A 26,593-nucleotide genomic window follows, 5' to 3' on the forward strand; every position below is an offset into this window, starting at 1 on the left:
ATGGAATTTTTAAGAGCATTAACCGTTTGGGCAAAGGGCGATGCCCAACAAGGCAAAATAATGTTAGGAATAGGATTACTTTTAGTCCTATTCCTATATCTTATTTTAAAGTCTGAAAACCAACTTCTCAATGGAATGTTGATACCTGTTGGTTTACTACTGATTGGAAACTTGGGTTATGGAAGTTACCTTTTGTATTCAAGAGCGAAACACATAGCAACAACAACCGAGCTATATCAGCAAAATCCGAAGGAAACAATTCAAAAAGAACTCACAAAAATGCAAGCTGACAGTAAAAGTTATACGATGATAAAACGAGTTTGGGCAGTGTTAATCGTTATTTCTGTTATTGCTTTTTTCTTTTTGAAAAATGATTATTTCAAAGGCTTGGCACTTGGTTTCCTTTGCTTATCCGTTTCATTTTTGTTGCTTGATACATTGTTGCATCAGCGATTAAAACCTTATGTTGAAATCTTAACCAACTCAATACACTAACTTTATTTTTTAGATTTGTAGAATGAAACCAATTATTCAATTGCATAGCATTTCAGAGATTAACAACTTTGTGCAAAATAAAACAAGGCATCCATTGGTTGCAGTTGTTAATTTTAGCAAGTTTGACGAACACCTTGAAGACGGCACGAGGGTAAGTTGCGATTTTTATTGCATAATGTTTAAAAATTATTGCATCAACAATTTGCGTTATGGAAGGCAATCTTACGATTTTCAGGATGGCAGTTTAATTTGTATTGCACCAAAACAAGTGCTTACAATGGACAATGAGATTGAAGATAAACCCGACAAAATGGGGTGGGGCTTGTTTTTCCACCGCGACTTGCTTCGTGGCACTTCATTGGGCAACAAGATAAACGATTATACTTTCTTTTCTTACGAAACTTCCGAAGCATTGCATTTGTCGGACAAGGAAAAACATATACTTTTTGACTGCGTTCAAAAAATCGAAAATGAATTGCAAGAAAATATAGACAACCACAGTCAGACACTCATTGTATCAAACATTGAGTTGCTTTTAAATTATTGCAATCGCTATTACAACCGACAATTTATTACACGGAAAAATACAAATTCAAATACAGTTTCAGCAATAAAAACTTTGCTTAAAAGCTATTTTAAAAACGATGAACTGAAAGAAAAAGGTTTGCCAACCGTAAAATTTTTGGCAGACAATGTGCATTTATCGCCAAGCTATTTAAGCGACTTACTCAAAAAAGAAACGGGAATGAATGCACAAGACCATATTCATTATTACCTTATTGAAGAAGCAAAAAACATTCTACTCAACAGTGATAGTTCTGTAAGCGAAATTGCGTATTCATTGGGTTTTGAATATCCGCAGTATTTTAGCAAACTATTCAAACAAAAGACAGGTTCTACACCGCAAGAATACCGCCTGTCTTTCAATTAAAACAACGATTGCCAAGCCTACCGCCCCCCAAGACAAAACAAATGGGACAAAATTTTCTTTCCCTACTTTTTTATTTTTCATCAGACACACAACCAGGCACAGACTGCGACCGATTGAAAGCCACAGTCCATAACACGGGTTTGGCGTAATGGAGGCGGACGTTCTTCGTATGAAATTTTGTGCTAAATTTGGACTGTGTGCTTCGTATCAAGTGTTGCGCTGAAAATCCCCCACTGACGCCAATACTTTTCCGTTAGCTGCAATATTCCCAAAAAAATCACGCATAGAAATGAAGAATAAAATCGAGAAAAAATTCATAAGTTTTAATGAAATTGAGAATATTTCCGTAAAGGAATTAATAAAAAAAATACTTAAAAATCATAAGCTAATTATAGGTGAACTAAAACTTGTGGATTTAATCTTTGAAAATCAATCAATGACTGGAATCTATGTTATTTTTGACGAAAAAGATAATCCAGTATACGTCGGTAAAACGGGAAGTAGAGCTATTTTAGAAAGATTTGCTGCACATTTCGACTTACGTCCTGGTGCATTTATGAATTCTTTTCTTTGTGCATTAGCAGGAAAAAGAAAACAAAGAATTGGACCTCACGCAACTGAAGAAGATTTACAAAATGTTTACCAAAATGCTTTAACCCATAAATTAGTATTTATTCAAATACCTAACAACGATGAACATAAATCTAAAATATCAAAACTAGAAGGTATCATTTCAAAAATTTTAGAAACAAAATATAATAGCAGAAGAGGAAAAGCGATTCCTAACACATCTCAAATTATTAGAGATATTAGTTAATACTGCAGCTAACGAACAGCTCTGTTTTGTGAAGTGCGGGAGGAATTGCAGAATTGAAAAATTCCTCACATTTATCCGCCGCTATTTTCCCATTCCACATAATTTCCTTAGTTTAGTTTCAAGGAAAAAACAACTAAGTTTGAAAAGAAACTCAATTCTTTCCTGCATCCTGACAACTCTTTTTCTTTTAGTAGCAATTATAGCCAAACTATACAATTGATGAAAACTTTTCCAACAATAGCTTCAATATTATCACAAACAGAATTAGGTAAATTTATTACCGATAAATATCAATTAAAAGCTCATTTCGATTGTAAACTTTTTAGAACCGGAGTAAACCACACTTATTTTATGTCTAATCAGAATACAAAATATGTTGTAAGAGTTTATTGTCATAATTGGAGAACAAAATTTGAAATTCAAGAAGAGTTAGAGCTTTTGAATTTGCTTAAACAACATAATCTTTCAATCTCAATTCCGATTCCAGATGAAAATGGAAATTTAATTCAGGAAATAAATGCTCCGGAAGGTTTACGATATATTGTACTGTTCACATTTGCAAAAGGTGAGAAAATACGTTTTATGACAAATGAAACCTGCTTTGCAATTGGTTCAATGATGGCCAAAATTCACAATATAACTGCTACAAAAAAAATTAATAGAGTAAATTATAATTCTGATGTTCTCATGAATAAAGCTTATGATTATCTAAATGATTTTTTTCCTGACAATTTGAGTGAAATGATATATCTAAAACAGATTTCATCAAAAATATCCAGGAGTTTTGAAGAAAGCAATTTGTCAGCAAATCAAAAAGGTATCGTTCACCTTGATATTTGGTATGACAACTTAAGTGTAAATAAGGAAAATGACATTACAATTTTTGATTTTGATAATTGTGGAAATGGTTCTTTGATTTTGGATGTTGGATATTTCTGTAAGCAACTATTTTTCATAGAAACCGATAAAAACATTTATGAAATCAAGGTTGACAGTTTTCTAAATGGTTATAAAAGCGAAAGAGAGTTATCCGAGAAAGAACTAAAATTAATTCCTGAAGCAGGAGCTTCTATTTTTATATTTTATCTTGGCGTTCAAGCTCAGAGATTTGATTGGTCTAATATATTTTTAACAGAAAACTATCTTAAAATGTTTGTTGGAAGAATAAAAAATTGGCTGGATTATTATGAAGAAAAAAATAACTGCTATTGAATTTATATTGGTAAAATGTTGGTTTAGCAGAACTAAAAAGTAAATTATTCTTTTACGTTGTTATTCTTTCATTTTACATATTTCCTTAACTTAGTTTCATGGAAAACAGAAGCTACGTTTGGTATAAAATTGAACTAAAGTTCCCTTCTCGACCCGCACTTCGCCAATACTTTTTCCGTTAGCCGCAATTGTACAACGACACTCACCAACTCTCACAACAAGACACAAAAACTTCCCCTTTTCTTACATCTAAAATATTTATAAACGAGCTTTAATTTTTTTTACAAAATTGTCGTATATAATTGACATTTTGAAATGTATTATTATCTTTGTGAAAATTTTAATTGACTTACTTATGAAAGTAAAAGCAAAATCAACAAACGTAATTTGGGCTTTGGTATTTGCTATAAGTTTCCCAATAAGTGTATTTTACCTATCAAAATACAATATACAAACTTCTCTTGCCTTGCTGATTATCGCTGTTAATGCAATTTTATTTGTGGTGTTTACAGCAAAGCAATTACAAAGCATAAAATCATTGGATGAAGTACAAATTAGAATACAATTAGAAGCGGTGTCAATTGCTTTTATTTTGTCATTACTTGTCGTTATGACTTTTGGAATGCTTAGATTAGTTAAAACATTTAAATTTGAAAAAATTGACTCCTTGTACATTTTCGCAATGTTAATCTTGTTCTACATCTTTGGTTTAGTTATTTCAACACGCAAATACAGATGAAAAACACAATAAAAGTCGAACGAGCCAAAAAAAATTGGACACAAGCCGAATTAGCTGAAAAAATTGGAATTTCAAGACAAGCAATGAATTCTATTGAAACAGGAAAATTTGTTCCTTCTACACTCTTAGCTTTAAAAATGGCTTATGTATTTGGAACACCCGTTGAAGAAATTTTCAAATTAGAAGAAAGCGATTTTAATTAATTCTAAATTTTAATAAAAATGAATGCACATTCAAAAGACAGAAAAACTTTTCTACTTTCGGACAACAATCAGCTATTGGGAGAACTGAATTATGAAACTCCATTTTATCTTAAAGCAGAAATTAAAATTCTCAATACAGAAACTTACAAACTTGCACCAGAAGGGTTTTTCGGTACTAGCATTGCTGTTACAAAAGACGGAAATAAAATAGCCGGCCTTTCTATGAGTTGGAATGGAAAAATCATCATTACTTTTCAAGACGAAAGAGAATATGCTTTGATATTAAGTGGACTTTTTCAAAGCCAAATGATACTTGAAAATAAAAACCAAGAAAATGTGATTCAATTTGAACCAAAATTTAATTGGAGAGATTTTTATTGCAAGTACGACATTGACTATGATATAACAAACACCAATGAACCAAACGACAACTTGTTGCTTTTACTTGGTATTTACGCTGCAAACTATTTTATTGCAACCATATCAGGAGCAAATGCAGGGCTAATGTAAAAGAACAACAATCAGCTAACAAGGGTAACCGTTGCAAACTCCTTAAAAGTTCAAAAATCAAAAATGAATATTGTAGAAAATTATATTCAAGGACTCAAAAATACATACTATAAAAATAATGGTATTGAAATTTGGGAACACTTTGAAAATATAAAACATGGAGCTTCAAAAGAAAATATTGAAACTCTAAAAAATATATATCCACAAATTCCAAAGGCTTTATTAGATTTGCTTGATTATGTAGATGGTACCTATTGGAGAGAATATGCTGGGGAAGAGATTGCATTTTTTTTACTTGGCTCCGACGTTTATGGATATCCATATTATTTTTTATCATCAAAAGAAATGATTGAAAACCAAAATCAAGCCTTAAAATACTATTCTGATTATATTGAGAGAAAATATGATGACATTGTGGTTGATGATAAAATAACTAATACAACTAAAGATTTTAAATGGTTGCATTTCTCAGACTGTATGAATAATGGGGGAACATCTCAATTATTTATTGATTTTACACCATCAAAAAAGGGACAAAAGGGACAAATCATTAGATTTCTTCATGATCCAGATGAATTTAAAGTAATTGCAAACAACTTTGAAGAATATTTGCAAAATATAATTGACACAGAATATAATTTTATTAATGAGGAGAACATCGAATAGAAACACGTTCTTTTTCCCTCAAATATTTTTCTTTAGATATAATTTTACCCTACCAACTTTTATCTAAATTCTATAAAGCCAAACTGCTTTCATTATTTTGATATATTTGAGTTGATTTAATTTTTAAATAAATAGCAATGCAAAAATTACAATTTAAGAAAGAAATAAACGCTTCTGCTCAGAAAGTATATGAAACAATGCTGGGTTTAAAAGACAAATCCACTTATGAATATTGGACTGCAGCTTTTAACCCGACTTCCACTTATGAGGGAACTTGGGATAAAGGAAGTAAAATTCTATTTGTTGGTGTAGACGAAAATGGAAAAAAGGGAGGAATGGTTTCAGAAGTTATAGAACACGATTCAGCCAATTTTATTTCGATTCGTCACAACGGTTTTTTAGACGGAGATATTGAAGTAACAACCGGTGAAGCAGTTGAAAAATGGGCAGGAGGATTCGAAACCTATAGATTTAAAGAAAATAATGGAATTACAACTGTTATCGTTGAACTAGATACAGTTGATGAATATTTGGATTACTTCAAAGAAACTTATCCTAAAGCGATGGACAAACTAAAAAAAATTTCAGAAAGGTAAATCAGGTAGGTATTCCATAATAAGAAAAACTATATCTAACAGCTTTCGCACTAAGCACAGCTTAAACTTTATTATTACAATATAAGTTAAAGGTCTATGTGCAAATCTTAACAAATTAAATTAATATGGGATTTTTCGATTTTCTAAAGAAAAATAAACATCGTACAGAAACAGAAAATGACATCAAACAACCTCTTGATAATAATTCTCTGCTATTAAATGAACTTCAAAAGAAGATTCTAAATATTGGATATAAAGTTGAGAAACATCCAAAATATTTATCCCTAATTATCAATGATGAATTAGAAGTTGCTACGTTTATTATTGAAAATCCAGAATATCATCCCAATATTTTGCATTTAATGATTCTTACAATACATAAAGTTTATTTTCCTCACGGTATTGAAGAAAATATCGTTGGAGCAGGAATAAATATGGAGGAAAAAATAGAATCGGTCTTAAATAATTATTTATCAACTACATTTGAACCAACAATAGAAAGTTTTACAGATTCCCATAATCCTAATCTGGACTTTTACAATAATGATATCCTTTGGCACCCAAAATTAGGAAATTTAGCACTTCAAGGAACATTTAACAATGATTTAAAAAATGAACAATTATACTCATTATTAAATATTAAACTAAAAGAAAAAATGACTCCTGAATATAAATATCATTGGTTAAAAATTTATATTTCAAAAAGAAAAGATGGAGACATAATCGGAGAATGCTTGTTTGACAATAATCCTTGGGAAGAAGGATTAGAAATAATTAACAAATATGCAGAAAACTGGAGTGTTGATAATGATTTCATAGGCATGAAACAATTTATAATGTTCAGAAAGTGTGACAAATATGATTAAAAACCTTTCATTAGCACAACATCGACAAAAGATGGATTGAACATGTAGAAAATGCCCCTCTCCCACTTTACATTCTCTATTTTTCCATTATGGATTTTTTCTTAATTTAATTTTCATTTTTTCCTGCACCTTCTGTTACCTACAATCAAAAAAAAATAAAAAAACATATAACTTAAACTAAATGAAACTAGGAAATTTAATCTTTTTTATCGTCATATTTTCATCTATTTATGGATGTTCATCAAATAAACACACATACGAAAAGTCAAATATTTCGGTAAAGCCAGAAGTAATCATACGAAACGACTTCAAAAATTACTTTGACAGATGTGGCACTGAGGGCTCAATAGCTATTTATGATTTAGAAAGTCAAAAATGGATTGTATCAGACACGGTAGGAATAGAAATCGAATCACTTCCCGCTTCTACATTCAAGATTATTAATTTATTAATTGCACTTGAAACAAATACAATCAAAGATGAAAATGAGATAGTAAAATGGGTCGGTAATACAGACACTATTAAATATGGATATCGACCTGAAATATATCACGATATGTCAGTTAAAGAAGCCTTTGAATCATCGGCAGGTTGGGTATTTGTTGAGCTTTCAAAAAAGATAGGGAAAGACAATTACAAAAAACTGCTTTCTAAAAGTTATTATGGAAACAACAACTTAACCCAAAAAGATCCAGACTTTTGGAACTTTGGTGACTTTGCAATCTCTCCTAAAAATCAGGTAGAATTTTTACAATCTTTATATCAAGAAAGACTTCCTTTTTCTAAGCAGAATATTGACATTGTAAAAAAAGTAATGATAACCGAGAAAACAGAAGATTATACAATTAGAGCAAAGACGGGATGGACAAGAGAAAACAACATCAATACCGGATGGTGGACAGGATATATTGAAACTAAAAAAGGTAATTATATTTTTGCAACAAGACTTTTACAAGACAGAAAAATGAATAGATCTGACTTTGGTAGTTGTAGAAAAGAGATCACCAAAAAAATATTTAAAGATTTAGGAATAATTAGCTAGGATATCAAAACTGCCGACAATTCTTAAAGCACCGACACACAAAATACTGACAATCAAACAACTAAAACGAATTGGAAAAATAATTAATTTTACAAAAAGTATTACATCTTTATTATCAATACTTTTTAAATATAACGAAAATATGATAATTCGATGAAATTTAACCAAATAATAAAAATTTCAACTATTCTACTTCTCAGTTTCATTAGTATTGCTTTAAAGTCTCAAACCCCAAATAAAAATGGATTATCAAAAACTTTCAGTGAAGAGTTTACAAGAAAGTTAAACGACTCAATTCCCTCTATTGGTTCATTTATAGTTTCAAAAAATAATAAAATTATTTATGAACAATATTTTAACGGAGCTAATAACGAAACAATCTTTAATGTCAAATCTGTCACAAAAAGTATCACTTCTGTTCTAGCCGGAATTGCTCGGGATAAAGGAATACTTCCTGACATTAATACTTCTGTTTTAAAAATTCTTCCCGAATACGATATTCCCAGAACTCAATTTAAAAACATTTCAAATATTGAAGGGAAAATACTTCATGATTCGATTAGAAAAACAGTAACATTGAGACATTTAATGACAATGCAAGGTGGTTTTGATTACATAGAAAATAGTCAACTTTCTACTGCAATGGGCTTTTCTTCTGATCCTGTAAGATTTATGCTAGACTTACCCTTCGAAGAATATCCTGGAGATAAATTCAATTATAGCTCAGGAGAAACTCATGTTTTCGGTGTAGCACTTTCCAGATTGGTAAAATCCAGGTTGAAAGACTTTGCAGACAAAAATTTATTCAATCCATTATCAATAAAAATTGAAAGATGGGATACTGATGCTCTAAACAGAAATTTAGCTGGTTCAGAACTATTTATGAAGGCCAATGATATGCTAAAATTCGGAACATTAATTCTCAATAACGGAAAGTTTGGAAACAGGCAAATTGTATCTCAAAAATGGATAGAAGAATCGACTTCAGAGCAGGTAAAACTAGACAATTGGGATGTATTACCTAATGCAAACGGCTATGGATATTATTGGTGGCGAAGAAAAACAAACGGACATCAAGCTTTTGTAGCGGTTGGTTATGGTGGTCAAATTATTTGTATTATTCCTGATTTAAAAATGGTGATAGTCTCAACTTGTTTTCTTGGCGAGAAAAATAGAGGACGAAAAGAACTAAAAAAGCTTCACAGCTTTATAGATGAGTTTACAAAATTAGCAGATAATAATTACTAAAAGTAAATTTTTCAACTTAATTATACAAAAACAAACTGAATAGCTATATTTTTATTTAATTATAAAAAATAAATTATTATTAAATAAAATACATTTTTAAATAGAGCTTTTTAATTATATTTACACAAAATTAAATTTATGAGAAAAACTCTACTATTTACACTAGTAGCTTATGGATTATGTTCAGCACAGACTACAATTACAAAAGCATTTAACGATCCTATTGTAGGAGATGTGATAAACGGTTATTCCATAAACGGAACTGTAGATAATTCTGCAACAGGTAATGGCGTTACTTTTAACAATAGCTCCTTAACCCAAGGAACTGCCTATTCAGCAACCTATTCCACACCAACATCAGGAGAAATCACATCATTTCCAGGGTCTACTATTAAAATGGCGAGTACAGGAAATACCATTCTTTACAAATCCTCCGCTACAAAACTTGAAATAACAGGAGTCGTTACTACGGATGCTACCCTGAACTTTGCTGAGGACAATGGAACATTCATTACCTATCCCGCAAGTTTTGGCCACAACGAAACGGATAATGCAAAAGGCACTTTTACTTCTACAGCAGCTTCCGGGCGTTTCAAAGGAACTATTAATACCAGTGCAGATGCACAAGGAACTTTAGTTATAGGATCAAAAACTTACACTAATGTTCTCAGAATAAAATCTGTTCAAAACTTTAATCTTTATCAAACTTCTGACACCAATTATCTGTTTTCAATAGGTACCATTACCAATACAGCCTATACCTATTATGACAGCACTCATAAATTTCCGTTACTAAGCTCCACCAGTGGTACTCTAAACGTTCCTCTTTTAAGCATAAGCCAATCAACATCTGGCGCACAAGCTTTAAATGAAGTTTTCTTAGCTGTTAATGACAACTTTATAAAAAAAGAAAGTCTTAAAGTATATCCAAATCCGGCTCAGGATTTTATAGAGTTTAGAGGGGAAAATAAAGATAACGCAACAGCTAAAGTCTATAGCCTGGACGGAAAACTAGTAAAAACTTCCGATGTAAAATTCGGAAAAATTCAGGTTTCAGAATTACCTCCGGCTGCTTATTTCATTGAATTATCAGGGAAAAATTCAAAAGCAGAAGTAACAAAATTTATCAAAAAGTAAACTTTTTTAATTATTAATAATAGAGACCCGATCTGTTAATAGATCGGGTCTCGTCTTTTTTTATATCAGTTCAATGTAAAACTAACGACAACTGGTGTTAACTGTAGGCCTTTTTGAACTTTTCAAGCATACTATCCAGATTATGACGCTGAACATATACCGTTTTTACCTCCTGATATCTGGGAGATTTATAGAAAACTTCATGGAAATCCATACTCCCGTTCCCTACTTTTACAATTTTTTGTACTTCAATATTCAATTTTCTTAATTCTTCTTTGAAAACATGGAATTCATCTTGGATATTACTCATTTCACAAACCTTTTTTTATTAAAAATACACTTTTACATCACACCACCCCTAATTATTCAAGGATTATCTTATTCTTTTAATAAAATTAATAATTTTTTAAATACAAATATTAAGCATTCTTACTTTTTTCTATTAAATTATTCTATTTGATAGATAATCAGAAAATTTTCTCTTATCAAAACACACAAAACACTCATACTCAGAAGAAAGAAAACAGCAAAGCATTTTACGTATTTTGTAATTTAACCTCATCTAGATTTCTTAATCATACAACTAAACAATTTATGAAAACATCTAAATCACTATTTTTAACTATTGCTTTATCTTTTTCTGCAACAATATTGGCTCAAAAAAATGATGAAATAAAAATCACTATAAAAGACAGCAAAGGCAAAAAGGTTCAAACTATAGAAAAGAAAGAAAATCTCCCCCATTTTATTCAGTTTGGAATCATGTCAAAGAATCATGAAAGTTTCAAAAATAAATACAAAGTTGATGTAGTATATCAAAACTGTGTCATTAGTCCTTTTATTTCACAACAAGCAAAAGAAAACAACCTTGCTGTCGCAAAGTTGTTGGATGAAAAATATGGTGATATTTGGAAAAAAGATTTAGAAATTACTCCTTACGGATTATAATTCCTGGCTTTCCTCTTCTTCTATCTCTACTTCTTTTCTCAATTGAGCCTTGTAAAGTGTAGCATAATACCCGTTTTTATCTAAAAGCTCCAAGTGTTTACCTTCTTCTACAATTTTACCGTGTTCCATAACGATAATTTTGTCAGCTTTTTCAATTGTTGAAAGTCTGTGCGCAATAATGATTGACGTTCTGTTTTTAGTAATTTTTTCGGTAGCTCGTTGAATTAATTTTTCACTTTCATGGTCGATGGAAGATGTTGCTTCATCTAAAATTAAAATTTTTGGTTCAGATAAATACGCTCTCAAGAACGATAATAATTGTCTTTGACCTAAAGAAATTGATGAACCTCTTTCGCTTACAACATAATCGTAACCTCCAGGAAGACTTTCAATAAAATCATCAACTTCAATTTCTCTCGCTCCCGCCTTTATTTTTTCCAATGTAATAGACTCATCTCCAAAAGCAAGATTTTCATAAATACTTCCATGGAACAGAAAAACATCCTGCAATACCACCCCGATTTGGCTTCTCAGGTGATACAATTCGTAATCTTTCAAATCTACATCATCAATTAAAATATTACCTGAATTAATATCATAAAGTCTGGTAATTAAGCTAATTATTGTTGATTTCCCCGCCCCTGTTGCTCCTACAATCGCCACCGTTTCTCCCGGATTAACTTTAAAATCAATTCCTTTCAGAACTTCCTGCTTTTCATCATAAGCAAAATGCACATTTTTGAATTCAATTTTTCCTGCAAATTGTTCTTTCTTAATGGTTCCTGTGTTTGAAATAGCATAATCTTCATCCATTATTCCAAGAACTCTTTCTGCACCCACAATACCTCTTTGAATATTATTAAATCTATCCGCAATTTGTCTTAACGGACGAATCAGCATTGAAATATATTGGATAAAAGCAATAACAACACCTGCACTAATCGTAATATACCCTCCGTAAAACAGGATAAATCCAATAAATAAAGAAGAAATAAGCTCTACAACAGGAAAAAACAGTGAGAAAATAAATACAGTTCTCAGTAATGCTCCTTTTAAAGTGACATTAATACTATCAAACTTTTTAAATTCACTTTCTTGTCTGTTAAAAACCTGAATAATAGGCATCCCCGCCAATCTTTCCTGAACAAATGAGTTCTGATTGGCAGTCCAGGTTCTTTCATCTCCAAAAGCCTTTTTCAGCCTTTTTTGGAAGAATCTTGTAATAACAACCATTAAAGGTAAAATAGCCAATGTGATATAACTCAAATGAACGTTTGTGCTAAACATCATCACCAACACAAAAACGATTCTCAAAATATCTCCAAAAACCATTAAAAAACCGTCTGTATAAACCGTTGCAATGGTTTCAACATCACCAACTGCTCTGGTCACCAATTGACCAATTGGAGTTTTATCAAAAAAAGATGTTTTAAAGTAAATTAATTTTGAGTAAAGTCTTTCCCTGATGTCCCTAATTACGTTTTGAGAAATATAATTAGAAAAATACACCAGAAAAAAGTTTAAAATAGTTTCTGCAAACACCAAACCTACCAAAATATAGATATGCTTCATCATCAAAGCCTTATCCTTCAGTTTTGTGATATCAATATCTACAACCTGCATTGTAAGATATGGTCTATAAGTAGAAACCATCGCCAATATGATAGAAATTATCAAAGTAACAACAAACCACGACCGGAATTTCATCCCGATGAAGAATAACCTCTTGATAATTGCCCAAGTATCTTGTTTTTTCATTATCCGAATTGAAGAAAGAATTAAATTAAAAATCCATTGCAAAAGTAATACTTTCTGAATTGAAAGCATTTACAACTTATTAAATAGTAATAGAAAATTTAAGATACTTATTATTTATATTATGAATATTGATAAAATCCTATTAGTCAAACTCATAACCAACATCCACCAAATATAGCCCATGAGCCGGTGCCGAAGTTCCTGCAGAATTACGATGTTTATCTTCCATTATTTTTCGTAAATCTTCAGGCTTTATTTTTCCGGAACCTACCTCAACCATCGTCCCCACAATTGCCCTTACCATATTTCTTAAAAAACGATTAGCAGAAACCGTGAACTTCAACTCACTTCCGTTCTGCTCCCATTCCGCTTTATAAATTTTGCAGATATTGGTTTTATTATCGGTTTTCAATTTTGCAAAACTTGTAAAATCTTCATATTCAAACAAAATCTTACAAGCTTCATTCATTTTAGCAATATCTAAAGTTTTTTTCCAATGTTGCCATGCAAATTCCTGAGTGAAAGGATTTTTTTCTAGGGTAATATAGTATTCATACGTTCTGTAAGTAGCATCAAAACGTGCATGGAAATCATCCTTAACCTGAAATATTCTTTTAATGGAAATATCAGGCGGAAGAAAACTATTTAATTTCCTTGGAAGGTCTTTATCTAATATTTTTTCCGTATCAAAATGAGCAAAAATTTTCTTTGCATGAACTCCTGTATCAGTTCTTCCCGCTCCTGTTGTCTTAATTTCTTCTCTCAGAATTGTGGAAAGAGCTTTTTCCAATTCTTCCTGTACAGAAATAGCATCCGGCTGAATCTGATAACCAAAATAATTTTTCCCGTTGTAAGAAAACTCAATAAAATATCTCAATGTAATAAAATAACTCTACAAAAATACTTCAATTTAATGAAATATTTGTTGAAAACTCATCTGTAATATTGACTAAAATGCATCTGAAATTCCTATTTTTGCAAACGTATGAAAAGATGGTACCTTTATCCTTTTTCCCTTGGTTATCATTTGGTGACGGGTATTCGAAACACATTGTATGATCTGGGAATTTTTAAATCTACAAAGTTCAAAACTCCGATAATTTGTGTCGGCAACCTCTCTGTGGGCGGAAGTGGAAAATCACCAATGGTGATGTATCTTGCTCAATATTTCTCTAAACATTACAGAACGGGGGTACTTTCCCGTGGTTATGGGAGATTAACAAAAGGTTATGACGTAACAAATTATGACAGTAATTACAAAACTGTGGGTGATGAAGCAATGCAGTTATTTGAACGTTTTAAAAACCGTTTTGTAATTGCCGTTTCTGAAGAAAGAGTTCCGGGTGCAAAAAAAGTAATTGCCGATATGGATCTTGATGTTTTGATACTTGATGATGCCATGCAACACAGAGCAATAAAACCAGGATTTAATATTTTAATGACTGATTTTAATGACCCCTATTTCAAAGATTATCTTCTCCCAGCTGGAGATTTAAGAGAATCAAGAGCGGGTGCAAAAAGAGCAGATATTATTATAGTCAGCAAATGTCCTGATGAATTAACCGAAGAAACCAAACAATATTATATTTCGAGAATTCGGCCAAGCTATAATCAAAAAGTATTCTTTTCATCTATAGGATATGACGAAAATGTGTACGGAAAAGACAAAATGCTCCCTGACAACAATCTGAATTATTATGATATTTTATTGATTACAGGTATTGCCAATCCTAACCCACTATTACAACATCTGGCAAAGTTTTCACAAAGGGTTAAGCATCTGAAATTCAGAGACCATCATAATTTTTCCGATGAAGACATCAAAAAAATTGTTGCTGAATACAAAAAATTAGGTGAATATAAATTAATCTTAACTACCGAAAAGGATTACGTACGTCTTAAAACTTTTGACTACCTTAGAGACATTGTTTACTACTGGCCTATCAATGTAATTATTGATAAGAAAGAAGAATTCAATCAAATCATCTTAGACTATGTTAGAAAAAATTAAAGAAACAGCCAGTTTCATTAAAAATATCATTCAGGAGGTTCCGGACTTTGCCATTGTTTTAGGTTCAGGATTAGGAAAACTTCAAAATGAGGTTGAAGCCATCCATGTTTTAGAATATAAAGACATCCCTAATTTTCCCCAAACAACAGTTGTAGGACATGGCGGAAAATTAATTTACGGAATTCTTGAAGGTAAAAAAGTTCTGATGATGAGTGGTCGTTTTCATTATTATGAAGGACATTCGATTGAAACCGTAACTTTCCCTATCAGAATTTTTCATTTACTAGGCATTAAAAACCTTATTCTTTCAAACGCTTGTGGAGGAGTAAATCCTGAATATAGCGTTGCCGATATTGTCATTTTGAAAGACCATATCAATATGATGCCTGAACATCCGCTTCGTGGTAAAAATATTGAAGAATTCGGACCTCGTTTTGTTGATATGAGTGAGCCATACAACCGAAAAATGATTTCAGTTGCCCAACAAATTGCCAAAGAAAACAATATCAAAATTCATCAAGGGGTTTATGTAGCCTTACAAGGTCCTACTTTTGAAACTCCCGCGGAATATGGAATGATAAAAGCTATTGGAGGAGATATGGTTGGGATGAGTACAGTTCCGGAAGTTATCGTTGCAAAACATATGGGAATGGATGTTTTCTGCGTTTCAATCATTACAGATTTAGGAGGTCCGGATATTGCTTTCGCTGTTTCTCACGAAGAAGTTTTAAACGCAGCTAATAAAGCAATGCCAAATGTAATTACTGTAGTGAAAGGACTTGTGAAAAATTATTCATAGAGATTTTCAATTGTTCAAATTTTCACTAATTCATACGAAACCACCTTCAAATTCCGTTTCATTGTTTAGATTTGTATAAATGAATTTGAAAATGAAAAATCTATTGATAGTTTTTATGTTGAGTATTTTTGGGTTAGGTTGCTCTCAGCAGACACCAAAGGTTCTCAAAACCAGTTTTTCTAAAGAAGCCTTACATCAAAAACTGGAAGATGAAGATGGAAAAAGCATTACAATACAGCAAATTCTTGATCAGCATAAAGGAAAGGTTTTAGTCATTGATTTTTGGGCAGGATGGTGTAGAGATTGCCTGAAAGCCCTCCCGAAAGCCGAAGAATTAGAGAAAAACAACCCTAATATTGATTTTGTATTTCTTTCATTAGACCGTTCAAAAGAAGGATTTGAAAGAAGTTTGGAAAAATACAATATGAAAGAAAAAGAAAATTATTGGTTTGCTTCAGGCTGGAAAAACGATTTCAACAATTATGTAGACCTCAACTGGATTCCAAGATATATGGTAATAGACCAAAAGTCTAATATTGCAAAATATTATGCCATTTCTCCCGAAGACCCTGAAATTCAAACTACGATAAACAATCTTTTGAAATAAAAATATAGGAATCCATATCTTTGTGATATGGATTTTTCTTTTCCCGTTCGCAAAATTATTCATGTGGATATGGATGCATTTTATGCTTCCGTGGAGCAGCATGACAATCCTGCGCTGAGAGGAAAGCCCATCGCTGTAGGAGGTGGTCACAGAGGCGTTGTTTCGGCGGCAAGTTACGAAGCCCGAAAGTTTGGAGTAAGATCTGCAATGCCGAGTAAAACCGCAAAAGAAAAATGTCCTCATCTTATTTTCGTACCACCTAGATTTGCCCGTTATAAAGAAATTTCAAAAAAAATCCGTGAGATTTTCTATGAATATACAGATTTAGTTGAACCTCTTTCTTTAGACGAAGCCTATCTTGATGTTACCGAAAATAAAAAAGGAATAGAATCTGCCAACCAAATAGCTAAAGAAATTCGTCAAAAGATTTTTGAACAAACAGGGCTTACCGCTTCCGCAGGAATTTCGGTAAATAAATTTCTGGCAAAAGTAGCTTCTGATATCAACAAACCCAACGGTCAGAAAACAATTCATCCCGATAAATTGGAAGGTTTTTTAGAAGAGCTTCCCATCGAAAAATTTTACGGAGTAGGAAAAGTTACTGCCAACAAAATGTTCAGTCTGGGAATTTATAAAGGAAAAGATTTAAAGAAAAAAACATTAGAAGAACTTGTAAGATTATTCGGAAAGTCCGGAACATATTATTACAATGTAGTTCGCGGAATTCATCATTCTGAAGTAAAACCTCATCGCGTACAAAAAAGCGTTGCAGTAGAAAGAACTTTTTTTGAAGACCTGTTTGACGAGCAACAAATTGAAGAAAAACTCCTGAGTTTAAGTGATGAACTTCACAATCGTCTACAAAAAAATAATATCCTCGGACGAACTTTAACCTTAAAAATTAAATACAAAGATTTCTCTCTTTTTACGAGAAGTGTTACCAAAGAAGAATATTTCTCATCCGCAGAACAATATTTTAAAACAGGAAAGAAACTTTGGGAACTCAGACCTTTTGACAAACCAGTGCGCTTGTTAGGTCTTTCACTTTCTCAGCTTAATACAGAAGAGAAAAAATTAGTTTCCGTTCAACTAAAAATACCGTTTAAAGAATTTGAAGATTAAGAACTTAGCAAACAAATCAATATTTAAACTAAATTTTTCTCAACTCTAATATATCAGGAATTTCAGAATCTCTTGAAATTTTCCCACTAGAGGCAAATTCTGCCCAAAGCGAACGAATTTTCTTTCCGTTTTTATCAATATATTCCCAAGGAATATCTTTTAATAATTCTGCAGATTTCCATGCAGATTCATTTCCGAAAATCAGAGGTAAATCTATGCAATGAGGCGCACCTAAATAGTTAGTTTTCAGTTTTGAGTGAATTCTGAACAAATATACATTACCTCCTGCCTGAGCATAATTTTCAGCAAAAATCTTCGCAGGTTTTCCGTAAATTGTTTCGGTAGTCAGTCGCACTGTCTTATTCAATATCTTTTTGCCTAATCCTTTGCTTAAATATCTATTAAGCTGCTCAGAAGTTTTTAAATACAAAGCTGTTTCATCATCATTCAAGCCAATCAACACATCTATTTTACCTGCACTTTGCTTCCACTTTCCCACTGCTTCATTTTCTTTACACAACGGATAAAAACCATACTGTAAGCCAAAAGGCATTGCTGCCTTCAAACCATATCTTGCAATTGAAGGAACAAAATTTCTGTAATCATCCATCATTTTAAAAACATCTGTTTCATCTTTTAGATGCTCTGTTTTCTTTAAAAATTCAGCCGACATTTTCTGACGATTGTGACGAAGTCCCAAAGGTGCACTTTGAATAATTACTCTTTGAAATAAATTTTCCATCCCTTCAGACAACATCAAATGAGCAATAAGATCTCCACCGGAAGATTGCCCAAGAAGCGTAATGTTTTCAGGATTTCCGCCAAAGAATTGAATATTATTTTTAATCCATTTCAAGGCTTCAATCACATCCATCAACCCTAAATTTGGAGGTCTGTTTTCATTTCCACCTAAAAAGCCAAACAAACCCAAACGATACGAAACGGTGACAACCATAATATTCTGCTCTTTCACCCATTCCGTAGGGTCTGCCGTTGAGACATCTCCGCAGCCTATTTCATGAGAACCACCATGAATCCATACAACAATCGGAATTTTTTCGTTTTCATTGCAATTTTCAGGACGATAAACAGAAAGAAACTGAGTAGACTCCTCAACTTCATAGCTTTCAATATCCGTTGGTGCAATCATTCGCTCAATCAAAGGACTAATCACCTGAGGACAAACCGGAATTTTTTCCGGAAAAATAAATTCAGAATCTGAAGGCTCAACAGGAACCGGTTTTTTATATCGTTCTGAACGAGCATAACGAATACTTCTGACCTTAAGAATTTTGTTTTCTTTTAAAGCTAAAATTTTCCCAAAAGGTGTCTGAAAAGTATGTGTTTCAATATTTTGTTGTGATGTCATTCCAAGATAAACGATTTTTAATACTTCAATTTACTGTTTCTCTTTTAAAATATTCTTTAATACTTTTAATTTTCCATCAATCGGATATTCAATTTTCAATCCTAAAATTTCTGCAACTAACGGATAAACATTAATATTTTCAAATTCATCAATAACTAAATTAGTCTTAAACTCTTCTCCCCACGCATAGAAAGTCGCTTTCATTTCAGGAACTATTCTCGGGTTATAGCCATGTTTTCCGACCGAAGTTTTCTTTCCTTTTTCTAAAAATATTTTGGGTGCTTTAGGGATTAATAATATTTGACCTATTCTATTGTATTTATCATCTCTTGCTCCGAAATGAAGATATTTAGGCAGCTTTTTATCCAAATAAACCTCATAATCATCGGTTTTTCCCGACTTCAATTCTCTATAAACACTTTTTACCTCTTCCGGGTTTTTAACATACACCCTTAATAAAGTCTGCGAGTTGTAAAAATCAAACCTGTCTTTATTGAAAAGCATTTCAGGTATTTCCAAAGGATTTCCGCCATCTACTTTTATCATTCCGTGGTCTGAAACAAAAATGAAATTTACATTTTTTAAGCCCAAATCATTCACCTTCTGTACCAATTCTCCTATTGCTTTATCCACCAAATGAACAGCTTCTTCCGTTTGTTTTGCATCAGGACCAAAATGATGCCCACTTCCATCAACTTCAGGGAAATAAAGAGATATAAAATGAGGTCTTTTATCCATTGGAAGTTTCAACCAATTAATTACTTTATCAACTTTTTCTGAAGGTGAAAATTTTTCATGATAAGGATAATAATAAGTAGGTCTTTTCCCTCCCGCATCACTTGCCGAACCCACCCACATCAATGAAGCAGAAACCATTCCCTGTTTTTCCGCCAATCCCCAAAGAGGAATCCCTCCGTACCAGCTTCCATCCTCAGCGTTTTTTCGATTGCTCATTGCGTAAGGTTCTTTTCTTTTATAATCGTAAAAAAAGTTATCGATTAAACCATGATGAGAAGGATACAATCCGGTAATCAAAGTCCAATGATTCGGGAAAGTAATACTTGGATAGCTTGGAAGCATCGCTTTTGCCTGAATTCCTTCGTTTGATAACTTCAAAAGATTTTCTGCATTGTATTTTTTAGCATAATCATAACGAAAACCATCTGTAGAAATCATTATCACATAAGGCTTTGTCTGAGCCTCGACACTATTGTATCTATTGGGAATAATTATCTGAGTAGTGTCAACATCTCCTTTTTGAGCAAAAACTGTTAAAGAAAAAATCAACAGCAGAAAGTGTAATCCTTGCTTCATTTTAAAAATTTCCTCAAAGTTACAGCCTGTACTTTTTACATAAAAGTTTCCTTAGTTAAAAAAACATTAAAAGCATTTTTTAGAATAGATGTAAATAAAAAACCGCTTTTCAGCGGCTTCCATTTATTCTTTTATTAATTTTTCATATGACAATGTTCCGTCTTTTTGTGTAATCTCAAAATAATAATTTCCTGATTTCAAATCATTAATATTAACATTCTCTCCGTCAAATTTTATAGATTTCACTTTTCTTCCTGAAGCTTCATAAATGTCTATAGTTTTGATTTTATCTGCATTTTTGAAATTAACGATTTCTTTTGCGGGGTTTGGATAAAGTATCACTTTTTTGTTTGCTAAATCCACTTCATTTGTTCCTAAAGTTGCAGCCATTGTTAATGTTGCATAACCTCTATTTGCTGCACCATGCCATCCGCTAGACAATGCTGTTGCCGTGCCTTTTGCAAAGAAGATATCAATTGTACCAGCCGCATTCGGAATTGCAGTATCACCTGCTCCACCAGCAAGAGATCTCGTTGCTATTACAGTCCTAATTCCTCCCGAAGTTGTATTTGATGTTTGGGTCCAATCCTGGGACGCATCAGCTGTAGGTGTATTTCCTACTCCACTGAAAGAATAGTCTCTATTCGTGGTAGAGTTATAAATAAATCCGTCTTTTCCAGCTCCCATACCTTCTCCTAACGCTCCGAACCCTATTCCCAGATAAGATGTATCTGCTCCAGTAACAGTGATTGTAGCTAAAGTTGGCGTAGTATCCAACTTTACTGTCATTCCTGTTGTGCCGAGACTTACTGTTCCCGAAGAAAACTGTGCTCCGACATTACCTGCAAGAGCCAAACTAAATGTGAGTAAAAGTTTTTTCATATTTTAATTTTTTAAAAGATTGATAATTTCTTTATTATTTGTCTGTAATGCATATTCAAAAGGAGTCATTCCTTGTGAATCTTTGATGGTTTTATCTGCTTTGTGCTTAAGCAATAATTCCGTAAGCTCTTTATTCCCAAATTTCACAGCCCAAAATAAAGGAGTAGCACCTGTAGCATCTTCTATATTCGGATTGGCATTTTTCTTCAGAATATATTCCACCAATTCTTTATTGTATTTCACAGAAAGTCCGGCTAAAGCAGTTCCTTCCTGACTTTTATAATTGATATCTTTTACATTATCCATCAAGAATTTTGCGACATCAGAATTCCCTCTGTAACATGCTAAAATAAGAGGTGAAAAACCGTGTTCATTAGTTTGATTTATAATATCCGGATTCTGCTTCATCAGCTCTTTCACTTCAGCAACCGTTCCACTTCTTGCCACATCATAAATTGATTTTGTCGTATTCTGAGCCGTTAATGAAATACTTATAAAAAAGCCTATTATTAAGATTATTTTTTTCATTGTTTTACCAATATATAGTTATACTCTACATTTACAGTTTCGGCAATTTTTTTCATTACCATTTTGGGAATTTTCACTTTATAATCTACCGCCTTTGCCACAAAACTACCCTGCATATAAATTTTCTCATCCTTCATATAAATCATTGCATTGGAGGTCACAGGATTTTCTACCCCATGAAAATTTAGCTTTCCCTGAATTGTATATTTCTGAGGACTTGTTGAGAGTTTAGATTTATCAAAATTTAAAATCTTTCCCGTGAAAGTAGCTTTCGGATATTTTGCTGTTTCCGCATAGCTTTCATTAAAATGCTCTTCCATTAATTTTGTTTTAAAATGAAAGTTTTTCACTATTGAAATTGATGCCAAATCTCCTGTATCTACATTCAAAACAATCACATTATTATCATCTTGAGCAAAAACATCTTCAAATAAAGGAACAGATGCTTCAAACGTTATTTTCCCTGTTTTAGAGCTATATTTTTGAGCCAAAGTAAGATTACTGAACAGTAATGCAACTATAATCAATATTAAGTTTTTCATATTTTCTATTTTTATGTGTTACTTAATTTTCCGGAAGACCATCTGCTTTCCACTTTATGAAAATATTAATCTGCATAGGAGATAAAGAACCTCCTTTCGGCATTTTTAAAGGGTCTCCGTTCTGTCTCTGAATTCTGTCTAAAATATTATCAATATGTATTTTTACCTGATTATAACCAGTCCAAGGTTGAAAAGAAGCCTGTCCTCCTGCTGAATGACAAACAATACAGTTTGCATCTATAATGGGTTTAATATCTTTGGAATAAGTTACCTTTTCAACAACAGGTACATTCTCTGAAATCTCTTCATAGGTTCTGCTCTCGCAAGCCAACAAGGTAATTAATGATGATATGTAAAGTATTTTTTTCATTTTAAAAAACTCTATAAAGATTAAACCCAAAGAAAACCTGTCCTTTCCCCCATTTTCCTGTAGCATTGGTAAGGTATCCAATATCTGAATTGACTTGAGAATTGGTAAATAAGAGCTGGAAAACATGACCTCCCGTCTCAATATCCACCCCAATTGATAATGGATTTTTATAGAAACTATGATTATCAAAATTCACGAAATATTCAGCATTGATAGAAACTCTTTTAGAAATTTTATAACGACCTCCAATACCAGTCAGAAACTGATTTTTATCTTCAACAGTAGGTTCGTATAGATTTTTGTGTACATAAGAAGGCGTCACCTGCAAAGAAAATCTATCATTAAATCTTCTTGAAATTAAAGCCTGTGTGAGATAGGAAAGCCTGTCGCTAAATTTAAGGTGAGGATAGTTATCTTTATCCAATTCCGTATTTATGGCAATTACATTATACCCTACAATATCAACCGGAAAATTTTCGCTTTGCTCAACCAGTCTGTACTTCGCTCCTGCTTCAAAAGTTTTCATAAGAGTTTCTCTTGAAAGACTAAAAGAAAGCCCATCGGTAGCACCATAAATAACGCCTAATTTTGTTGATGCATCATCTAAGCCAAAAAAATCTTTAAACCCTTTGCTTATATCACCAAAACGGTGCGCAACAACTATATACCATTCGTTTTTCGCGGAAAGTTTTGTGGATTGTCCCGTAACAATCTGTAATGCCTTGAAAGCCGGTTGGGTTGTTTTGTTTGTTTTAATTGTGTCAATATCCTTTAACAAGTCTTCCTGAGAATAGGTAAGAATTGACGCGAACACTAACAGAAATAAGAAAGTTCTTGTCATACAAATTTTAGTTTATTTATTTGTATAACAAACTTATCACGTTATCAATTCAAAAGCACGTGACAAAAGTCACCAATAAAATTGTTATTATCAATCATAATTTAAATTCAATTAAAAATCCATAAATTAGACACGCCTAACATTTTCGCAAATATAAATTCCTTCTTTACTCTGAAAGACCTCACCTTCATTTTCAATTTTTTTCAAAACCCGGCTTACAACTTCCCTCGATGTACCCAAATTGTTTGCAATTTCTTTATGTGTAAGTTTAATTGGATTATGCCCCGTAATAGCAATCTGCTGTTTAATATAATTAAGGATTCGTCTGTCAAGCCTATGGAAAACAGCGTCATTTACCATGTTCATAACATCAGAAAAACGTTTATCATATTCATAGTAAAAAATTTTGTTGATTTCCGGATATTTTATCAACCACTTCTGAATAACAGAAATCGGAATTAACATCACTTCAGAATCTTCTTCTGCAACAGCATAAACTCTACTTATATAATCTGTAAAAATCGATGAAAATGTCATTAAGCAGCTATCATTTGCTCTTATGTAGTAATAAACAAGTTCTCTTCCGTCATTTAATGTAAAAACCCTAATCAACCCTTTTACCAAAAATGGCACAAATCGATTTTTTTGACCCTCTCTTATAATTTCATTTCTTGCATCAACATTGGTAAATATTGCAACTTTATCAATTTCATTTAAAAAATCAACACCCATAAAACCGAATTTATCAAAAATAAACTGCTTATATTCCATATCTTTTACATTATACCTAAAAACAAATTTAAAAAAACAAGCTAAATAGTAATTGAAAATATTTCAGAATCTATTAAAAAAAATAGCTTCATAAATTATAAAGCTATTTTCTATGATAATTTAAAACCTATATTTAAGATTCAGCCCATAAAAGAAATAGGCCTTGTTAGGACCAGGATTAAGATCCGTTGCTACACCTTTCGGATAACCATTCGCATCAGAGTCATTAATACTATTCCCTAAAAACAAAAATGTATAATTGATTTGATTTGTTAAATTATTACCCATTACATAAGCATCAATATCAAACTTTCCAAAAGATTTTTTGTAACCTATTTTCGAATTAAGCAAACCAAAACCCTTCACCAGATTGGTATTTGCAAAATCCGCATATACGTTTCCTAAATAATTATATGTATTTATAAGATAGAAACCCGGTTTTGTATACAAATCTAAACCAATTGCATATTTGTTTCTTGGAACACCTACAACAGACCTATGTGTATAATTCTGCATCTTTCCCGCAATGACGGTCTGAAAATCTTTGTATTTCGCATCATAATAAGAAAAATTAGCAAAAGGAACTATTCTGCAGATAAATCCGTTATCATTCTTATACTGATATCCCAAACTGACTTCCAGTCCGTTATTTTTTTGATTTCCTGTATTTGCCCAATATGTATAAGTATTATTGTTACTATACAACTGCGTAAGTTTATTTTCATAATTAATATTGAAAACAGAAATCTGATAATCAAATTTTGTATCAAACAATAATCCGTGTACACTGAAATCAACCATTTTTGCTTTTTCAGGAAGGAGATTATCATTAACCATATTTGCAGTTCCACCAATAAATGATGAACTTGCTGTAGGAGAATTATACCCTTCACTATAGCTTAGATTAAAAATTTGATGCTTCCATTCTTTCTGCAAAGCAAAATGCGGTGTATAAGCTGTTTTAAATTGTTTTCCAAAAGAAAGATCTTTATGCCCCGCAATAAGATCGGGTGTAGCAAAAAGATCTTTTCTGTCGTAATTGGTTTTATTTGCACTTATTCCAGCAAGCAAAGTCAGTTCCCAAGGTTTGTACGTTAAATAATCTATCACAAAATAAGTTGCCTGGTTATTATTATACTTAAAATACGAAGCTCCACCAATTCCTGTTGTCTGTAAAGGATCTGTAACAGAACCAGTAAAACGGTAACTAGAAGTGGTAGACATTGAATTTTGAATTTCTGCTCCAAAATCTAACCTATTTTCAAACTCTTTAAATTCGTTTTTTAAAGTAAATGTAGAACGTAATCCTATATTTGGAGCACTTGTTACTCCATAAGCTCCTGCAGATATACTTTCCGTATTTCCGTTATAATAGAATAACGTAGTGTAATTCCTAAGATTCGGAAGAATATTTACCGAATTACTTAAGCCTACTCTTGTAGATTTTATTTTTGTTCCAGCGTCTTTACGGATATATGCCGGATTTCCATTATCAATTCCTGCATAATAATCATCATAAGAAATCTGCCCTGAAGTATGTTCATAAGAATATGCCTGACTTCCAAAAAAGCTTAACTGATCATTTTCTCCAAGTTTAACAGTTCCGTTTACATTAAAAAAGTTTTTCAATCCTCCTCCATTTGGTCTGTAACCGTCGGTTTCAAGATGTCCATAGGCTGCATTGACTGAATAGTTTTCATCTGCAACATTTAATTGTGTTCGTGACTGAAATGTTTTGAAAGCCCCGACCAAGATATTTTCTGAAACAGAGACACCTTTTGTAAAATCAGGACGCGTATAAAAACGAACCACTCCACCGACACCACCTCCATACATTGTTGCAGCAGGACCTTTTATTACCTCAACATTATTCACATACGCAAAATCAATATCGTCCAAAACCGTGACACCTTCCGCTGTTGTCAATGGCATGTTATTCCAATATGCTTTTACTCCCCAGTTATTAAATTTCTGGTCATTTCCATATCCTCGGACAACCAATCTCTGCCCTCCGAAGTTTGTTCGTTTATCTACCTGCAACCCCGGCATTGTTGACAATGTCTGATCAATTGCTGCAGGGTTATTTCTATTCAGTTCTTCCTCAGAAAGAGTTTCTACCGATTGTCCGTGTCTTTTAAACTCTGCTCGTTCCTGTTTTATTTTTTTTCTGCCTTGTATAGCAACTTCCTCTATTGTGCCCTCAGAAGACTTTTGAGCATTCGCAATTGTGCAGCATAATACAGCCGCAATACATATATATTGTTTCATT

Annotated in this window: 30 protein-coding genes; 18 read left to right on the forward strand and 12 right to left on the reverse strand. The window is 32.3% G+C overall.

Annotated features, from left to right (window positions below; genetic code table 11):
* From OH806_RS02660 to OH806_RS02720, 13 genes are all read left to right on the forward strand, one after another.
* A complete protein-coding gene (locus OH806_RS02660; protein WP_264742127.1) occupies positions 1-495 on the forward strand; it encodes a hypothetical protein in 495 nt (164 codons plus the stop codon).
* 22 nt (positions 496-517) lie between these two features.
* The gene (locus OH806_RS02665) at positions 518-1,426 is read left to right on the forward strand and encodes a helix-turn-helix domain-containing protein (protein ID WP_264742128.1); all 909 of its coding nucleotides are present in this window, start codon (positions 518-520) and stop codon (positions 1,424-1,426) included.
* 289 nt (positions 1,427-1,715) lie between these two features.
* Positions 1,716-2,243 carry a GIY-YIG nuclease family protein gene (locus OH806_RS02670; RefSeq protein ID WP_264742129.1) on the forward strand — a complete coding sequence of 176 codons (528 nt, stop codon included), beginning with the start codon at positions 1,716-1,718 and terminating at the stop codon, positions 2,241-2,243.
* A gap of 219 nt (positions 2,244-2,462) precedes the next feature.
* Positions 2,463-3,455, forward strand: a complete 993-nt coding sequence (locus OH806_RS02675) for a phosphotransferase (RefSeq protein ID WP_264742130.1) — start codon at positions 2,463-2,465, stop codon at positions 3,453-3,455.
* 355 nt (positions 3,456-3,810) lie between these two features.
* The gene (locus OH806_RS02680) at positions 3,811-4,194 is read left to right on the forward strand and encodes a hypothetical protein (protein ID WP_264742131.1); all 384 of its coding nucleotides are present in this window, start codon (positions 3,811-3,813) and stop codon (positions 4,192-4,194) included.
* Complete coding sequence (locus OH806_RS02685; protein WP_264742132.1) at positions 4,191-4,397, forward strand: helix-turn-helix transcriptional regulator; 207 nt, start codon at positions 4,191-4,193, stop codon at positions 4,395-4,397. The genes OH806_RS02680 and OH806_RS02685 overlap by 4 nt, the downstream gene beginning before the upstream one ends.
* Before the next feature lie 18 nt (positions 4,398-4,415).
* Positions 4,416-4,907, forward strand: coding sequence for a hypothetical protein (locus OH806_RS02690; protein WP_264742133.1), 492 nt, complete (start codon positions 4,416-4,418; stop codon positions 4,905-4,907).
* A 63-nt stretch (positions 4,908-4,970) separates the two neighbouring features.
* The gene (locus tag OH806_RS02695; RefSeq protein WP_264742134.1) at positions 4,971-5,573 is read left to right on the forward strand and encodes an SMI1/KNR4 family protein; all 603 of its coding nucleotides are present in this window, start codon (positions 4,971-4,973) and stop codon (positions 5,571-5,573) included.
* Between the two features lie 137 nt (positions 5,574-5,710).
* Positions 5,711-6,169 carry an SRPBCC family protein gene (locus OH806_RS02700; RefSeq protein WP_264742135.1) on the forward strand — a complete coding sequence of 153 codons (459 nt, stop codon included), beginning with the start codon at positions 5,711-5,713 and terminating at the stop codon, positions 6,167-6,169.
* A gap of 125 nt (positions 6,170-6,294) precedes the next feature.
* Positions 6,295-7,035, forward strand: coding sequence for a DUF6348 family protein (locus tag OH806_RS02705; RefSeq protein ID WP_264742136.1), 741 nt, complete (start codon positions 6,295-6,297; stop codon positions 7,033-7,035).
* Positions 7,036-7,216: 181 nt separating this feature from the next.
* A complete protein-coding gene (locus tag OH806_RS02710; protein WP_264742137.1) occupies positions 7,217-8,077 on the forward strand; it encodes a penicillin-binding transpeptidase domain-containing protein in 861 nt (286 codons plus the stop codon).
* Between the two features lie 153 nt (positions 8,078-8,230).
* Complete coding sequence (locus OH806_RS02715; protein ID WP_264742138.1) at positions 8,231-9,325, forward strand: serine hydrolase domain-containing protein; 1,095 nt, start codon at positions 8,231-8,233, stop codon at positions 9,323-9,325.
* A 138-nt stretch (positions 9,326-9,463) separates the two neighbouring features.
* Positions 9,464-10,462: a T9SS type A sorting domain-containing protein gene (locus OH806_RS02720; protein ID WP_264742139.1), complete on the forward strand. Its 999-nt coding sequence runs from the start codon at positions 9,464-9,466 to the stop codon at positions 10,460-10,462.
* A 97-nt stretch (positions 10,463-10,559) separates the two neighbouring features.
* Here OH806_RS02720 and OH806_RS02725 read toward each other — a convergent pair whose 3' ends face one another.
* On the reverse strand, positions 10,560-10,772 hold the full coding sequence (locus tag OH806_RS02725) for a hypothetical protein (protein WP_264742140.1): 213 nt from the start codon (positions 10,770-10,772) through the stop codon (positions 10,560-10,562).
* A 284-nt stretch (positions 10,773-11,056) separates the two neighbouring features.
* Here OH806_RS02725 and OH806_RS02730 point away from each other — a divergent pair, with 284 nt between their 5' ends.
* A complete protein-coding gene (locus tag OH806_RS02730) occupies positions 11,057-11,410 on the forward strand; it encodes an FEKKY domain-containing protein (RefSeq protein ID WP_264742141.1) in 354 nt (117 codons plus the stop codon).
* Here the strand turns inward: OH806_RS02730 and OH806_RS02735 are convergent.
* Both OH806_RS02735 and truA read right to left on the reverse strand, forming a co-directional pair.
* Entirely contained in the window at positions 11,405-13,168 is a 1,764-nt protein-coding gene (locus tag OH806_RS02735) for an ABC transporter ATP-binding protein (RefSeq protein ID WP_264742142.1), read from the reverse strand. The two genes, OH806_RS02730 and OH806_RS02735, sit on opposite strands and share 6 nt — an antisense overlap.
* A gap of 142 nt (positions 13,169-13,310) precedes the next feature.
* The gene (gene truA, locus OH806_RS02740; protein WP_264742143.1) at positions 13,311-14,045 is read right to left on the reverse strand and encodes a tRNA pseudouridine(38-40) synthase TruA; all 735 of its coding nucleotides are present in this window, start codon (positions 14,043-14,045) and stop codon (positions 13,311-13,313) included.
* 108 nt (positions 14,046-14,153) lie between these two features.
* Between truA and lpxK the strand changes: the two genes are divergently transcribed.
* From lpxK to dinB, 4 genes are all read left to right on the forward strand, one after another.
* Positions 14,154-15,179, forward strand: coding sequence for a tetraacyldisaccharide 4'-kinase (gene lpxK, locus OH806_RS02745; RefSeq protein WP_264742144.1), 1,026 nt, complete (start codon positions 14,154-14,156; stop codon positions 15,177-15,179).
* The gene (locus OH806_RS02750) at positions 15,163-15,978 is read left to right on the forward strand and encodes a purine-nucleoside phosphorylase (RefSeq protein ID WP_264742145.1); all 816 of its coding nucleotides are present in this window, start codon (positions 15,163-15,165) and stop codon (positions 15,976-15,978) included. Before lpxK ends, OH806_RS02750 begins: the two co-directional genes overlap by 17 nt.
* 91 nt (positions 15,979-16,069) lie before the next feature.
* Positions 16,070-16,585: a TlpA family protein disulfide reductase gene (locus tag OH806_RS02755; protein ID WP_264742146.1), complete on the forward strand. Its 516-nt coding sequence runs from the start codon at positions 16,070-16,072 to the stop codon at positions 16,583-16,585.
* Positions 16,586-16,612: 27 nt separating this feature from the next.
* Positions 16,613-17,707 (forward strand): DNA polymerase IV, encoded by a 1,095-nt coding sequence (gene dinB, locus OH806_RS02760; protein ID WP_264742147.1) that lies wholly within the window; start codon positions 16,613-16,615, stop codon positions 17,705-17,707.
* 28 nt (positions 17,708-17,735) lie between these two features.
* Here the strand turns inward: dinB and OH806_RS02765 are convergent, their stop codons facing one another.
* From OH806_RS02765 to OH806_RS02805, 9 genes are all read right to left on the reverse strand, one after another.
* A complete protein-coding gene (locus tag OH806_RS02765; RefSeq protein WP_264742148.1) occupies positions 17,736-19,076 on the reverse strand; it encodes a carboxylesterase family protein in 1,341 nt (446 codons plus the stop codon).
* 30 nt (positions 19,077-19,106) lie between these two features.
* A complete protein-coding gene (locus OH806_RS02770) occupies positions 19,107-20,390 on the reverse strand; it encodes an alkaline phosphatase family protein (protein ID WP_264742149.1) in 1,284 nt (427 codons plus the stop codon).
* A 123-nt stretch (positions 20,391-20,513) separates the two neighbouring features.
* Positions 20,514-21,272, reverse strand: coding sequence for a T9SS type A sorting domain-containing protein (locus OH806_RS02775; protein WP_264742150.1), 759 nt, complete (start codon positions 21,270-21,272; stop codon positions 20,514-20,516).
* Between the two features lie 3 nt (positions 21,273-21,275).
* Positions 21,276-21,800, reverse strand: coding sequence for an ankyrin repeat domain-containing protein (locus OH806_RS02780; protein ID WP_264742151.1), 525 nt, complete (start codon positions 21,798-21,800; stop codon positions 21,276-21,278).
* Complete coding sequence (locus OH806_RS02785; protein ID WP_264742152.1) at positions 21,797-22,342, reverse strand: YceI family protein; 546 nt, start codon at positions 22,340-22,342, stop codon at positions 21,797-21,799. Before OH806_RS02785 ends, OH806_RS02780 begins: the two co-directional genes overlap by 4 nt.
* A gap of 22 nt (positions 22,343-22,364) precedes the next feature.
* On the reverse strand, positions 22,365-22,712 hold the full coding sequence (locus tag OH806_RS02790; RefSeq protein ID WP_264742153.1) for a hypothetical protein: 348 nt from the start codon (positions 22,710-22,712) through the stop codon (positions 22,365-22,367).
* 1 nt (position 22,713) lies between these two features.
* On the reverse strand, positions 22,714-23,553 hold the full coding sequence (locus tag OH806_RS02795) for a DUF5777 family beta-barrel protein (protein WP_264742154.1): 840 nt from the start codon (positions 23,551-23,553) through the stop codon (positions 22,714-22,716).
* 126 nt (positions 23,554-23,679) lie between these two features.
* Entirely contained in the window at positions 23,680-24,324 is a 645-nt protein-coding gene (locus OH806_RS02800; RefSeq protein WP_264742155.1) for a Crp/Fnr family transcriptional regulator, read from the reverse strand.
* A 120-nt stretch (positions 24,325-24,444) separates the two neighbouring features.
* Positions 24,445-26,592, reverse strand: a complete 2,148-nt coding sequence (locus tag OH806_RS02805) for a TonB-dependent receptor (RefSeq protein WP_264742156.1) — start codon at positions 26,590-26,592, stop codon at positions 24,445-24,447.
* Position 26,593 lies beyond the last annotated feature (1 nt).

It is taken from the genome of Chryseobacterium oryctis (assembly GCF_025971925.1).
GTDB classification, from domain to species: Bacteria; Bacteroidota; Bacteroidia; order Flavobacteriales; family Weeksellaceae; genus Chryseobacterium; species Chryseobacterium oryctis.